14 protein-coding genes are annotated in these 13,372 nt (G+C 36.2%); 2 read left to right on the top strand and 12 right to left on the bottom strand.

What is annotated here, in order from left to right; genetic code table 11:
* Positions 1 to 721 precede the first annotated feature (721 nt).
* From H3T55_RS14385 to H3T55_RS14420, 8 genes are all read right to left on the bottom strand, one after another.
* Positions 722 to 2,140: an oligosaccharide flippase family protein gene (locus H3T55_RS14385; RefSeq protein WP_225535247.1), complete on the bottom strand. Its 1,419-nt coding sequence runs from the start codon at positions 2,138 to 2,140 to the stop codon at positions 722 to 724.
* Positions 2,141 to 2,166: 26 nt separating this feature from the next.
* Positions 2,167 to 2,961: an ATP-grasp fold amidoligase family protein gene (locus tag H3T55_RS14390; RefSeq protein ID WP_225535246.1), complete on the bottom strand. Its 795-nt coding sequence runs from the start codon at positions 2,959 to 2,961 to the stop codon at positions 2,167 to 2,169.
* Positions 2,962 to 3,138: 177 nt separating this feature from the next.
* Positions 3,139 to 4,506 carry an O-antigen ligase family protein gene (locus H3T55_RS14395; protein WP_225535244.1) on the bottom strand — a complete coding sequence of 456 codons (1,368 nt, stop codon included), beginning with the start codon at positions 4,504 to 4,506 and terminating at the stop codon, positions 3,139 to 3,141.
* Positions 4,507 to 4,526: 20 nt separating this feature from the next.
* Positions 4,527 to 5,495, bottom strand: a complete 969-nt coding sequence (locus H3T55_RS14400) for a glycosyltransferase family 2 protein (RefSeq protein ID WP_225535356.1) — start codon at positions 5,493 to 5,495, stop codon at positions 4,527 to 4,529.
* A gap of 33 nt (positions 5,496 to 5,528) precedes the next feature.
* Positions 5,529 to 6,704: a nucleotide sugar dehydrogenase gene (locus H3T55_RS14405; RefSeq protein ID WP_225535243.1), complete on the bottom strand. Its 1,176-nt coding sequence runs from the start codon at positions 6,702 to 6,704 to the stop codon at positions 5,529 to 5,531.
* Between the two features lie 366 nt (positions 6,705 to 7,070).
* Positions 7,071 to 7,841, bottom strand: a complete 771-nt coding sequence (locus tag H3T55_RS14410; RefSeq protein WP_087640515.1) for an ABC transporter permease — start codon at positions 7,839 to 7,841, stop codon at positions 7,071 to 7,073.
* Positions 7,834 to 8,769 (bottom strand): ABC transporter ATP-binding protein, encoded by a 936-nt coding sequence (locus H3T55_RS14415; protein WP_225535241.1) that lies wholly within the window; start codon positions 8,767 to 8,769, stop codon positions 7,834 to 7,836. Before H3T55_RS14415 ends, H3T55_RS14410 begins: the two co-directional genes overlap by 8 nt.
* A 48-nt stretch (positions 8,770 to 8,817) precedes the next feature.
* Positions 8,818 to 9,102, bottom strand: coding sequence for an ArsR/SmtB family transcription factor (locus H3T55_RS14420; protein WP_225535240.1), 285 nt, complete (start codon positions 9,100 to 9,102; stop codon positions 8,818 to 8,820).
* A 227-nt stretch (positions 9,103 to 9,329) separates the two neighbouring features.
* Between H3T55_RS14420 and H3T55_RS14425 the strand changes: the two genes are divergently transcribed.
* Both H3T55_RS14425 and H3T55_RS14430 read left to right on the top strand, forming a co-directional pair.
* A complete protein-coding gene (locus H3T55_RS14425; protein WP_225535238.1) occupies positions 9,330 to 10,304 on the top strand; it encodes a tRNA dihydrouridine synthase in 975 nt (324 codons plus the stop codon).
* 150 nt (positions 10,305 to 10,454) lie between these two features.
* Entirely contained in the window at positions 10,455 to 11,093 is a 639-nt protein-coding gene (locus tag H3T55_RS14430) for a Crp/Fnr family transcriptional regulator (protein WP_225535237.1), read from the top strand.
* A gap of 45 nt (positions 11,094 to 11,138) precedes the next feature.
* On the opposite strand, the gene H3T55_RS14435 is transcribed toward H3T55_RS14430, so the two are convergent.
* The 4 genes from H3T55_RS14435 to H3T55_RS14450 all read right to left on the bottom strand — a co-directional run bounded on the left by H3T55_RS14435 (position 11,139) and on the right by H3T55_RS14450 (position 13,293).
* Positions 11,139 to 11,660 carry a hypothetical protein gene (locus H3T55_RS14435; RefSeq protein WP_225535234.1) on the bottom strand — a complete coding sequence of 174 codons (522 nt, stop codon included), beginning with the start codon at positions 11,658 to 11,660 and terminating at the stop codon, positions 11,139 to 11,141.
* Between the two features lie 96 nt (positions 11,661 to 11,756).
* On the bottom strand, positions 11,757 to 12,650 hold the full coding sequence (locus H3T55_RS14440) for an NAD(P)-dependent alcohol dehydrogenase (RefSeq protein ID WP_225535232.1): 894 nt from the start codon (positions 12,648 to 12,650) through the stop codon (positions 11,757 to 11,759).
* A 4-nt stretch (positions 12,651 to 12,654) separates the two neighbouring features.
* Positions 12,655 to 12,873 (bottom strand): helix-turn-helix transcriptional regulator, encoded by a 219-nt coding sequence (locus H3T55_RS14445; RefSeq protein WP_087640508.1) that lies wholly within the window; start codon positions 12,871 to 12,873, stop codon positions 12,655 to 12,657.
* A 3-nt stretch (positions 12,874 to 12,876) separates the two neighbouring features.
* Entirely contained in the window at positions 12,877 to 13,293 is a 417-nt protein-coding gene (locus H3T55_RS14450) for a hypothetical protein (protein ID WP_225535231.1), read from the bottom strand.
* Positions 13,294 to 13,372: the final 79 nt, after the last annotated feature.

The raw sequence follows: 13,372 nt of genomic DNA on the forward strand, positions 1-13,372 counted from the left end.
GAAATAGCAAAGACACTTTTTTTAAAGAAATAACTATTCTTCACTCTCCTTTCTAGCGAATTCACTTACAAAACTATTTTGGTACCGTTCACAATCGACTATTATGTCTAAAATTCTACAACACGCGTTCTTTTTCTCATGATCTATTTATAGTCATTTTTGACATTTTTTGAAAAAAAGATTTTTATCATTATTTGAATAAATCAATAAAAAAAGATATTGAAAATGAATGCTAACATCAAAAAGACAGAGGATTTCCTGCTCCCCTTCGGAAATATTCTCTATAAAAATGTAGGATACTCAACGCTAGAAGCAATTTTATTCGTCTCAACATTTAGTAAACAATAAAATTCATTCGTGATTTTTTTCATTTATTTCTATTTTTTTTACAACATAATAATAATTAAAATCCTTGAAAAAGAATGATTGATTTTTACAGAAGATACGCTTCATTCATAAAGTAATGAATGCTACTTCTCTATAATCCTAAAATGATTGTTATATGTAATATGTTCAATTTTCAAGAATAATCATAAGATTTTTAACTTTATGATCGTTATTCGCTTAAAAAAAATCAATTTCTATTTTTTCAAAAGAAAATTTGAAAAAGTAGAAATTGACACAGGAAAGAATAACTGGCACTAAGCATTCAATCCTATACATCTATTTTTCTGGATGATTTTATCATCCAAATTTATATCTTTAATCCCTTATTTATTTGTCACTTTTTTTTTATACTTAATAGCTCAAATATCGGATTAACACTTAAAATCGTTGTAAAACTAAGGTAAACAATCACTCCAATCACTACCTGTAATAATGTTGTAGTTAAAGTAGGTGTCATATCAGCCGTCACAATATAAATCGTAAGCCACATCAATAAGCCTCCTACTAAATAGATCGAAATTTTCTTCATGTCAAAAGAAAAATCAGATGTCCTGATCAAGTCAACAACTCGAATGACCGTCACTAGCAACTCTGCAATAAGTGTTGCTAAAACGGCGCCCCAGATTCCGACAACTGGGATAAGTATGACATTGATCATCACGCTGACAATCGCGGATCCGATGACAGATACATTGAATTTATGAATATGATTCATTGGAATCAAGTACTGACGTACGATCGATACACCCAAAGGCATAACAACAACTAATGGCGCCAAAACAGGAACAGTATAACGTATATACTGAAAGCTATCACCAAAAAACCAAGGAATCAATTTTTGATTTGTCGCAATGATCCCAAACATCAATGGAATCGAAAAATACAATTGTAGATGAAGAGTACGTTTCATTAAATGTACCATTTTTTCTTTACCATCATGTGTGTACAGGTTTGTCATATAAGGCAATAAAACCGTATCTAGCGTTCCTATCAACGCTACAAAAATGGTTGTTAACTGTAACGAATTAAAATACAGACCTACAGCAGCTGTTGAAGCTAGCATTCCTAATAATGTTTTATTCAAGGTCGTATATAGTGTAATAGCAATTTTCCCCAAGAAATAATGTAGCGCAGGGAAAAAATGTTTCATCGAATGTTTCAAGCTGACCTTTGTAAAGTCTACACGCTTAAAAATAAATAACCATAATACAACATTTGTTAATAAGACACTGCTGCTTTGAATAATGAAATATTTAACTAGATCATTTTGATCTTTAATAAGAATAACGATCGCTAAAAAGGAAACTATTTTGACTAAAAAACTCGCTGAAGTAATCGCTTTAAAATCTTCGATTCCTGAATAGAACCAGGTGATATCAAACAGCGTTGCCAACAATGAAATGCCTGATATCAAAAAGAACAGCTTGTTAGGCAGAAATGAGATGCACACCAAGTAGAGCATGATCATGATCAAGGCAATAAAAGCATTGAATAACTCTAACTCCCAAAACCTCTCCGAAAGCTTCTTTCGATCATCTCTCACAGATGCTATTTCTCTTATCCCGTAATTGGCAATGCCTAATCCAGCAACTAATACAAAATAATAAACGATAGAACCTATGTACTGATACAGACCTATTCCTTGCGCACCTAACGCATGCGAAACAATCGGGATCGTAATCATCGGTAATAACAAAGTCAACAGCTGATAGGATCCCTGATAGAAAAAATTTGATACTACTTTTTTATTCATGTTTCTTCTCTCAATCCTTTTTCATTTTATGGCCACTCAGGAAGCACCAATGCCTGTCCTAATTTTCTTTCGATTACATCATTGAACTTACGAAAACCGCTACCTGGTGTAAAGGTCAACTCACTCAAATACAGCTTTCCAGCATGATAGAAGAAGTCTACTCGCACCATAGGAAAATCTTCCGATAGAATTTTCCCGTATTCAATCATTTGGTCGAAATACGTTGGTAATTGAATGTTCTTTCCAATCTGATAAGCATCTGTAGGAAGGTCATATTTTGAATATACTTGCTCTATTTTACCAGCCATATCACACCACACCAGAATACTTTCTGGTTCAGATACTATTTCCGCCGCCTCTTCATCCGCCCATTGATTGACCTGAATCAGCTGAGGTTTTCCGTTCAAGAAAAAAAATTTCCAATCCTGCTCGATATTTTCCAAATATTCTTCAATAATGATTTGGGGAAGCATCTTTTTGTAATGCAACTCTGCTCCAATTTCACCAAACTCTTTTTGCATCCAATTATGTATATGGCTAAGACATTTTGTTTGATCAGCTGCCGCTTTATCTTTGACGATCAGATTCATACCTGAAGCATTTGATTTTTTTATAACAAATTGATTCGGCAGCTTTTCCCAATCAATCTCGTCAGCAGATCGATACACATCGATCAGCGGAACAGCTAGTTCACTTACGTTCTTTTGCTGTAAAAACTGCCTTAGGCCAAATTTATCTCCTGCCAGCCAAGCCAGTGGTTCTTCGGTATAGTAAAATTTTAACCACTGTAATTTTTCAGAGAACAATATGGGATTTTTCAAATCTAGTTTTCTGTCGAAAACCTTTTTATATAACTTCCTCACTGTATACTTTGGAAAGGATCTTCCTAATAATTCTCTATAAGACTCATAGGAACTGGCCAAAAAAAAACTACGATCTAATAGTACTTTCCACAAAACAATCTTCCTTTCTTTTTATCATTGTCTGATATATTTCCATCAATTTTTCAGCTTACTTTTATTTATCATCACTAGACCCAACGCCAGCATAAACCACAGAAACCGTTTTTCCAAAATCGTACTTAATGCAATCGTTGACCCCATAAAAGCAATCAAAACGAGTCCTGAACACAGTAATTCCAGCGTGATTTTATTCATGATATTCTTGATCAACTGGACACTATAAGAACCGATCACACCGCCAAATAAACCTAAAAAGCCAAAAATACCAACATTTGCTATGGTTTCCAATATAAAGTTATGCCCCGTAGTATAAGAAGCCTCACCTGTATTGAAATAACCTAGCATCAATGAATTCAACACATAAGGTGAATTTCCTGCACCTACTCCCATAAAGCGACTATCCTTACAGATTTGCCAAAGCAATAAATACATATTCTCTCTGGCAGACGTCGAGTTTTGTTTATCTGAAAATGAAGAGTAAGCAATGTCCCAAATATGAGTACCAATCCCCAAAGAATAAGCTCCTAACAAAATAGGCGGTAAAAATAAACAGATCGCAATAAACCCATTCTTCTTATAAATATAGCCATAAGTTGCAACAACACTGATCCCGATACTCAACATACCTATTCTTGAATACGTACTAACGATAATGTACAACGTCAATAACGTTACAACAGCATACAATATATCTCTTTTCAGCGGTTCAAATCTCCGTTGAATCACGACCACTACCAATGGATAAAGGCCCGCTAAAAACAAAGCAAAGTCATTTGGATTAAATAAGAACCCTGTTGGCTGATACTTGATCGTAGTCGTCACATACAAATTAGCGCCAGAAAGTTTAAGGTGATTTCCAGATAAAATTTCATATATTCCTACAGCAAGATTAATCAAGTAAACAATAAAAATAAGATCCATCACCTTATCGAATCGCTGTTTTGTTTTGATTTCTTTAAAACTCATAAAAAAAATAAAAAATATTTCCAACACAAAATAGGTATAACGAAAACCCAGATTTACTTTTGGTGCCCAAACTAAGGTGATCAAACTAACGCCAAAATAAATCATCAGACTGATCAATGGCACCTTGTATTGTTTGAACTGCTCGAAATCAAATGAATTACTTATAATTGCAAGAACACCATACACTGGTAATAGGAAACGGAATAAATAAAGATTTTCATATGACGGGACAGAAAGATACGCACCAAAGAAAATAGCTACGATCGTTAACCAGAAAACATAATCAAGCAACTGCTCAACAGTCGCCTCCCGAATCACTAAATAACCAAAAATCAGTGGTATGAGCAAATAAACTGGCGCAAAAAAAGAACCAAAAATCCCCAATGCAATAACTAATAATCTAGTCACTAAAAAATTAGCTGGTCGTTTTTTGAGCATATCAGCCCTCCTTAAGATTACTAAGACTTAGTTCTCAGCAGATAAACTTGTTTCCTTAAACGCACACTCATCATTCGACATTTAATAAAGCGGTACTTATCTTTCCAATCATCAAAGTAACTCATCTTTGCTACAGTCAAAAATTCTTGAATCTCATCTAATGAAAACAGATACACAAGATATTGTTTATTGGTATATTCTAACTTACACATATTTTTATATAGCTTACTTAAATGTAAAGAATAGGCAAACTTTGTAGGCAGATTCTCAGAGAAAGCAAATTGTTTGAACATCGAGCAGATTCTCATATCGTCTACCAACCGTATTTGGTCCATTTTTGACGTAGCTGAATTGGTACGAGCAAAAATATAATGATAGTAGACTTCTGGACTGATCGTTATACTGCTGACCTTTTTGAATACGTCAATATTAAAGAGCGAGTCTTGGCCTGTACGTTGATTTGAAAAAATGAGCTGATGCTGGTCAAGAAACGCTTTTCGATATACTTTATTCCATGGAACAAAAATATTTGTTTCCTTTATCAGATTGGGCAAGTCAGCGACCACTTCCTGATGTGTTTTAAGCATCCGTTGCTTATTACTTCGAGTCGTTGATAAATGCTGCCCTCGTTCATCTAATGTATGGAAACCAAAAATCACCATTTCAGCATTAGTTTCCTCCGCAAGCTTATAATTTTCCTCCAGCAGTTTAGGTTCAATAAAATCATCTGGATCCAAAAATAGAATATAGTTGCCCCGCGCCGCAAATAGTCCCTTATTTCTAGCCATCCCCACACCTTGATTTTTCTGAGAGATGACTTGAATAAAATCGTACTTCTCAGCGTTTTTCTTCAAAATTGCTAATCCATCATCTGTCGAGCCATCTTCTACAAAAATTGCTTCAAAATAGCGAAATGTTTGCTTTACCAAAGAATCAATAAATCTTTGGATATAGGCTTCCACATTGTAACAAGGCACAACCACTGACATCTCTATCAAAAATACTACGTCCTTTCTTATCGGTTAATCTCTTTCAAAAATATCTCTTGAGTAAACCTTTTCTGATACATCTTTTAATTCTGCTGCAAAGCGATTAGCGACGATCACATCGCTTTGTTCCTTAAATTGTTCAAGGTCATTAAGAACTGTATGTCCTTCAAAATCCTTTGTTTCCAATGTCGGTTCGTAAATCACGACCTTGATTCCGTGAGCACTGACCTGCTTAATGATCTCTTGTACAGAAGAATAACGAAAATTATCGGAATTCGACTTCATTGTTAGGCGATATATTCCAACTTTTTTAGGCTTTCGTTCGATTACTTTACTACTTATAAACGCTTTTCTTGTTTTATTCGACTGGATGATCGAAACAATCAATTCACTTGGTACATCATTGAAATTGGCTTTCAATTGCTTTGTATCTTTCGGTAAACAATAGCCGCCATAACCGAAAGATGGATTATTATAATGATCGCCGATCCGTGGATCTAAACTGACCCCTCGAATGATTTGCTCCGTATTTAAATTTCGCTGCTCAGCAAATGTATCTAGCTCATTGAAATAAGAGATTCGCATCGCCAAATATGTATTAGCAAAGAGCTTGATAGCTTCAGCTTCAGTAGAATCTGTCAGTACAATTTCGGCATTTTTTTCAATAGTATTCGTAAGAAAAAGAGTGCCTATTTCTTTCCCTTTTGCTGTTCTATCCCCAATCACGATCCTTGATGGGAACAAGTTATCATGTAATGCAAAGCCTTCTCTCAAAAATTCCGGTGAAAAGATGATATCTGGAAAAGCAAACTTTTTCTTTAAGCTTTCAGTGTATCCGATCGGAATCGTTGATTTAATCAAAAAAGTAACATTGCTATTGATCGTTAAGGTTTCTTCTATCACAGCTTCAATAGAAGCTGTATCGAAAAAATCTTGCTCCTCATCATAATCTGTCGGCGTAGAAATAATGACATACCCAGCCTGTTCGACTGCTTGTGTCAAATCTGCTGTAAAAACAATCTGATGATTTTGATTTCCTAAAAATGCTTCTATCTCTTTATCTATGATCGGCGATTGATTTCTTTTTAACAAAGCTATTTTTTCAGGATTTATGTCATATGCGTACACAGTTTGAGTCTGGGATAATAACAATGCATTGGCCAGCCCCACATATCCTAAACCGATAACAGCTATCTTTTTGTTATTCACTATATTCGTTTCCCCTTATTTCAACTATTTCATTTTTACTATAACTAGAATACTCTTTTTTATACTAAGCTTTTCTTATCCGCAAGATAATCAATTAACCACATTTAAAAACAAAAAAAAAGATTATATACTTTCTTTTTTTGATTCCTGATAAATGAAGACAAAAAAAGTCCGAAACAAAAACTAAAAAAACAGTTTTGTCTCGGACTCTACTTTTTAAGAAACGGTGCCCAAAAGTCAGCTTATTCAGCAACTTCATGAAAACGAATCCTACGCTTTTCGCATTGCTTATTTTCCACTCCATTTACTCACACCTAAGTGACTTCTGTACCAGCCTCTTTAACATTTTTAGCTAAAAGAACCGTTTTAACTTCTCAATCCCCGACCTTTATCGATCAAGTACCAACAAACCGAATACAGCACCACGATAAAGAGAATCAAAATCGCCAACGATACGGCAACTGGTACATCTTCTGTTCCCAAGAAACCGAAACGGAAGCCTGAAATCATGTAAACGATCGGATTGATTTTTGACACTGCTTGCCAAAATGGCGGCAGCATTGAAATTGCGTAAAAAACTCCGCCAAGATACGTCAATGGCTGCAAAACAAATGTCGGCACGATCGAAACATCATCAAATGATTGTGCGAAAATCCCATTTAATAAACCTGCCAAAGAAAATAAAGTTGCGGTCATCAGAAGTGTCACGATCACCATAAACCATGAATACACATGCAGCGGAACAAAAAATAACGAAATCATCGTAACCAGTGTTCCTACAAGAATACTTCTACCTAGTCCACCAAAAACAAACCCCCAGATGATCACATGCGTCGGTACTGGCGCTACTAATAATTCTTCAATATTTTTCTGGAATTTTTGCGAAAAGAAAGATGAAGATACATTTGAATAAGAGCTTGTGATCGCTGACATCATGATCAATCCAGGTACGATAAATTCCATATAAGAAAAACCGCCCATATCACCGATTCGTCCACCGATCATTTTCCCAAAAATAATAAAATACAAAGATGTCGTAATGACAGGTGGTACTAATGTTTGAACCCAGATCCGCATATAGCGATTCGTTTCTTTCACTGCTAAGCTTTTTAAAGCTGTAAAATAAAGATTAGACATTTTTTTCCTCCACATGATGTTCTTCTTCGGTGATTTTTAAAAATAGTTCTTCTAATCGATTCGATTTGTTTCGCATTGAAAGAACTTTGATTCCTTGATCACTCAATTGTTTGAATACTTCGTTGATCCCTTGATCACGTTCTACTTCCACCTCAAGCGTCTGTTCGTCCACAAGAGCACTCTTATAGCCGACAATTTCCGGTTTCTTATCAGACGGAGCTAAGTCAAAGATAAATGTTTCAAACTGTAATTTAGCCAATAGAGCTTTCATACTTGTGTTTTCGATCAATTCTCCGGACTGAATGATACCAATATTTCGACAAAGCATTTCAGCTTCTTCCAAATAATGCGTAGTCAAAATGATCGTTGTACCGCTCTCATTCAACTCTCTTAAAAAATCCCACATTTCACGGCGCAGTTCAATATCCACTCCGGCCGTTGGCTCATCTAAAATCAATAAACGCGGCTCATGCATCAGCGCACGAGCAATCATCAATCGACGCTTCATCCCGCCAGATAACATCCGAGCACGAACATTCCGTTTCTCCCATAAGTCAGACTGCTTTAGGTATTTTTCACTGCGTTCCAACGCTTCTTTACGCGATACTCCGTAGTAGCCCGCTTGATTGACCACGATTTGCTGTACTGTTTCAAACGGGTTAAAGTTAAATTCTTGTGGCACTAAACCAATTTGCTGCTTTGCACGAACTAAATCCGTATCAAGATCATAATCAAACACTTTCACTTTTCCTGATGTTTTGTTCACTAAGGAAGTGATGATACCGATCGTTGTTGATTTTCCAGCACCATTTGGCCCTAATAACGCATAAAAATCTCCTTCTTCTACCGCTAGGTCAATCCCACGCAGTGCTTCAACTCCTGTTGCATACACTTTTTTCAAGTCTTTTATCTCTAATGCGTAACTCATTTAGTAAAAATCTCCTTCTGTCATATACTTCTTGATTTATCTGATTTTTCACTGCTGATCGTTAGTAGAAAGTAATTCTGTCATAGAAAGCATAAACTCTTTGACAAATTCTTCTTTTAATGTGTAGTGATGCCACTGGCTTTGCTTACTAACAGAAACAATTCCAGCTTTCTCTAATACTTTCATATGATGGGAGAGCGTCGGCTGCGTGAAATCAAAATGCTCCAATACATCACATGCACACATCGTACCATTTGAAAGAAGATCGATGATTTTCAATCGTTTCGGATCAGCCATGGCTTTGAGTGCAGATGACGTTTTGTCATAGTTCATTTTCAGTCACTCCCTTACATAGATGGTTGTCTATGTTAAATATAAATTAATGTTCTTTTATTGTCAAGAAAGACTACTATAAGATAGCTGATTCGTACTAAAATCATGCTGCTTAAAGAAATAATCTACACAGAAAATGATTTCTGTTTTTTGCTTCTTTCTTTGATTCCTTGTATAATAAAACTGTTTTTCTAAATCATAATGAAGCAATAGAGCGGAGAATATAGATGACAACAGATTTTTGGTCGGAATTACCGAAACCTTTTTTTATTTTAGCACCCATGGAAGATGTGACGGATGTCGTTTTTCGTCATGTCGTTCAAAAAGCCGGCGCACCTGACGTCTTTTTTACTGAATTCACCAATTCAGACAGCTACTGTCATCCTGACGGCAAAGAAAGTGTGCAAGGACGCTTAGTTTTCACAGAAGATGAACAGCCGATGGTTGCACATATTTGGGGTGATAATCCAGCATTCTTTCGTGAAATGAGTATCGGTTTAGCTGAGATGGGCTTTAAAGGTATCGACATCAATATGGGCTGTCCTGTACCAAATGTCGCTGGACGCGGCAAAGGCAGCGGGTTGATTTTGCGCCCGGAAGTAGCCGCTGAATTGATCGAAGCAGCTAAAGCCGGCAATTTACCTGTGAGTGTCAAAACACGCATCGGCTATAAAAAAATCGACGAGATGGAGGATTGGATCACTCATTTACTGAAACAAGATATCGCAAACCTTTCTATCCATTTACGGACACGGGAAGAAATGAGTAAAGTCGATGCTCATTGGGAAATCATCCCGCAAATCATGGCAATTCGCGATCGTATCGCGCCGCAAACATTGATCACGATCAACGGGGATATCCCCGATCGTCAAAAAGGATTGGAACTTGCTGAACAATATGGTGTAGATGGTATTATGATCGGCCGCGGAATTTTCAAAAATCCTTACGCTTTTGAAAAAGAACCAAAGAAACATTCCACGCAAGAACTGCTGGGCTTATTGCAGCTGCAGCTTGATCTACAAGATCACTACGCCGAGCTAGCACCACGCTCGATCGTTGGATTGCACCGTTTCTTTAAAATCTATGTCAAAGGCTTTCCAGGCGCAAGCGACTTACGAGTTCAATTGATGAATACAAAATCAACCGATGAAGTGAGACAGATCTTAGCTTCATTTACTAAACAAGATACACCTGAAACTTAAGTACACCCATTTTTTGAACGTAAGACATCACTCTTTATAACGAATAAACGGCAGGAACAGAAGAAACCCTTTTGTTCCTGTCTCTTTTTTGTATACAACTACACTAAAAAAACAGTTATAATAAAGTCAGAAAAAAGAAAAGAGCATACTATGGAATTATTTAAAAACAACCAACAGCTGATCGATTATTTAAAGACAACAGATTCGATGCACAACATTACAGAACGAACGCTTGAAAAAGGGCATTCGATCGTAACAGAATTTGACAAATCCGACCATTTATTCTTTTTGGTAGACGGCATTCTTTCAGTAGAAGTCATAACTGAAGCAAACAGTTTTATTTCTTCGTTTATTTTTAGCAATGACTTTTTTGGTTTAGACACTTTTTCAAGCTATCAAACGAAGGGGCATGCGATCAGCGTTCTCAGCGCAAAAGCAACGGTGATCAAAATCAAAAAAGACTATTTACTTGCGACGCTTAATGTACATCCTGCCTACTACGAGCTTCTTCTGACAAATTTTGCTGATATTTTTCAAAGACATTATCGTTTTTTCGATTTGCTTTCTTTGTCGCCAAAAGACAGAGTTCAAACATTATTGAGCTATCTTGCCGATTTTGTTGGAGAATTGAACGACTTGGAACAACTCGAAATTCCGGCTGTTTTCACACAAGAGATTCTAGCTAAATTTTGTCGGACTTCTCAGTCACGTATTTCAGTTTGTCTTAAAGAACTGCATCGTGAAGGATTCTTGATTAGAAAGAAAAGCCCGTTTATACTAGCACAATAAAAAAATGTTAGACAAAACTGACGGACAGATTTGTCTAACATTTGCTTATTTATTGTCAATAAACGCGAGGATCTTCTCTTTAAACACTTTACTATTTTCGTTTTTAGAAGCACTTGCAAATACATCAACATCCTCAGGCTGATGAGACCACACACCTGAATCTGCAGTTAAAAATATACCCATTTTTTTATCGCCAAGATGTTCCTCGATCACAGCGCGGGAATTTCCAGGCGGCTCGCTTGATTGAACAGTCCCAAAAATCACTACTTTGTCCCACTGACTAAAATCTGAGTCCATTTCTTCTATCGGTTGTATTTCCATATAGATCTTTTGGGATTCTACTTCTTTTTTTACTTCGTTCACTATGTCATTTTTGAAGGCACGATCTTGAGTATACACAATGACCTTTGTCGCAGCTGTAGTATTTTTTAACTCTTTATTTATGATCTCTTCTTGCTTCGTTCCTTGAATTCTACTCAGCCGATAGTAGCCTAGAAATCCTCCTCCACCAATGATTGCTAGTACAATAATCAGCAAAACGATTCGAACGCTTTTTTTCTTCAACATATCAATTCCTCCTATACTGAAACTTTTTTATCAGTATAGAGAAAATTTGTTGTATCATTTATATCACAGGTATAAATGACATGGATTTTACTTCCATTATTGAAAATCTAGCACGACATTCCCTCTTTTACGCCCCGATTCTACAAGCTTATAAGCGTCAACGATTTGCTCCATAGAATAAATCTTGTCGATTACTGGCTTTAATTGTTTTTTCTGAGCCAATGATAGCAGCAAGTCTAAATTTGGGGCGTTTTCTTTCACAAATCCTTTTGCGATTGTATAAAAAGTGCCATTAGTATTTAAATGATTCTTCCACTGCTTCTTGTCAGTTTTACCAACCGCATCAAAGATATGATCAAAACAACCTAGTTCCTCTTTCCAATCTGCAGACGTATAATCTCTTACTATATCCGCACCTAAAGAACGAACTAAATCCATGTTTCTAGCACTACATACCGCTGTGACATGAAAGCCGTAAATTTTAGCTAATTGAACAGTAGACGAGCCCACTGCGCCAGATGCTCCATAGATCAGCAGCCTTTTTCCATTTCCTTTTTGCATTTTATTTAAATAATGAAGTCCAGCATTCCCGCCAAAAGGGAGAGTGACCGCATCCTTAAATGCTTGCTCTTCTGGTATTTTAGCAATAGCTACTGTTTGATCCAAAGCGATATATTCAGCGTGTCCGCCAAATTTCATACCTGTTGATGCAACTACTCGATCACCAACTTTGAATGTCGTAACTTTTCCCCCGACTGCTTCCACAATGCCAGCTAAATCCGTTCCTAGTATAGGATTTCGAGGCTTGCTTAGACCAAACACCAACTTTACAAAAGGATTGGATGCTCTTCGAACAACACTATCACCACTTGCGACGGTACTCGCCATTATTCGAATGAGCAGTTCATTTTCCTTAATAGATGGTTTCTTGACTTCCTCGATCCTTAGCCCATCAAAGGAATCATATCGTGTACACAAGATAGCTTTCACTTCATTATTCCTCCGTTCCCAAATAAAATAGTTCTTCTACTGCTACGCCAAAATAACGAGCCAACTTCAATGATAATTCAATACTTGGTAAAAATTTTTCTTTTTCTATCGCATTGATCGATTGTCTAGAAACACCGACTCGATCTGCCAGTTCTTGTTGTGTCAGCTTTTCTACTTCTGTTCGATAATACTTCAGCTTGATGATTACTTTCTCTTTTTTCATAGATCAGCCCTCATAATAGTATGCTTTTGTGATATTGTTCGTAGCGATCAGTACAAAAAAGCCCATATGAAACAGCAGGATGATTTGAGTAAAAGCCAGCTCTAACGCAAAGGCAGCCATAACTGCTACAAAGAAAATCGATAGTGCATACGCAAAATTCTGTAGGATATTTTTATTGATCATTTTCTCCCATTCACCGAAAAAGTGTTTCTCTTTTGGTGAAAAAAACGAAATAACAATATCAAGAACGATCGAACTAATAACTAATGTTCCCAACATAATTAAAAATGTATACCCGATCACCTTTAGTTCAGAACCAAAATGATCGCTAGCAACAGATGCATGATAAACCAATCCGACAAACCAGCTTAATACAAAGATTTTGATGACCTCTATGATTATATAAACTTTTTTCGACATATTCTTCTCTCCTTTTTTGTCAAGTGTTATTTACAAAATCATCATATCATAAGAAGAAGCAATGTCAAGTGTTATTGTC

The sequence above is a fragment of the Enterococcus sp. S22(2020) genome (assembly GCF_020295385.1).
Classification (GTDB): Bacteria; Bacillota; Bacilli; order Lactobacillales; family Enterococcaceae; genus Enterococcus_L; species Enterococcus_L dunnyi.

Coding starts and splice junctions, on each gene's coding strand:
- H3T55_RS14385 (WP_225535247.1), bottom strand. CDS start 2,140: ATGAATAAAAAAGTAGTATCAAATTTTTTCTATCAGGGATCCTATCAG.
- H3T55_RS14395 (WP_225535244.1), bottom strand. CDS start 4,506: ATGCTCAAAAAACGACCAGCTAATTTTTTAGTGACTAGATTATTAGTT.
- H3T55_RS14400 (WP_225535356.1), bottom strand. CDS start 5,495: ATGTCAGTGGTTGTGCCTTGTTACAATGTGGAAGCCTATATCCAAAGA.
- H3T55_RS14410 (WP_087640515.1), bottom strand. CDS start 7,841: ATGTCTAATCTTTATTTTACAGCTTTAAAAAGCTTAGCAGTGAAAGAA.
- H3T55_RS14415 (WP_225535241.1), bottom strand. CDS start 8,769: ATGAGTTACGCATTAGAGATAAAAGACTTGAAAAAAGTGTATGCAACA.
- H3T55_RS14420 (WP_225535240.1), bottom strand. CDS start 9,102: ATGAACTATGACAAAACGTCATCTGCACTCAAAGCCATGGCTGATCCG.
- H3T55_RS14425 (WP_225535238.1), top strand. CDS start 9,330: ATGACAACAGATTTTTGGTCGGAATTACCGAAACCTTTTTTTATTTTA.
- H3T55_RS14430 (WP_225535237.1), top strand. CDS start 10,455: ATGGAATTATTTAAAAACAACCAACAGCTGATCGATTATTTAAAGACA.
- H3T55_RS14435 (WP_225535234.1), bottom strand. CDS start 11,660: ATGTTGAAGAAAAAAAGCGTTCGAATCGTTTTGCTGATTATTGTACTA.
- H3T55_RS14445 (WP_087640508.1), bottom strand. CDS start 12,873: ATGAAAAAAGAGAAAGTAATCATCAAGCTGAAGTATTATCGAACAGAA.
- H3T55_RS14450 (WP_225535231.1), bottom strand. CDS start 13,293: ATGTCGAAAAAAGTTTATATAATCATAGAGGTCATCAAAATCTTTGTA.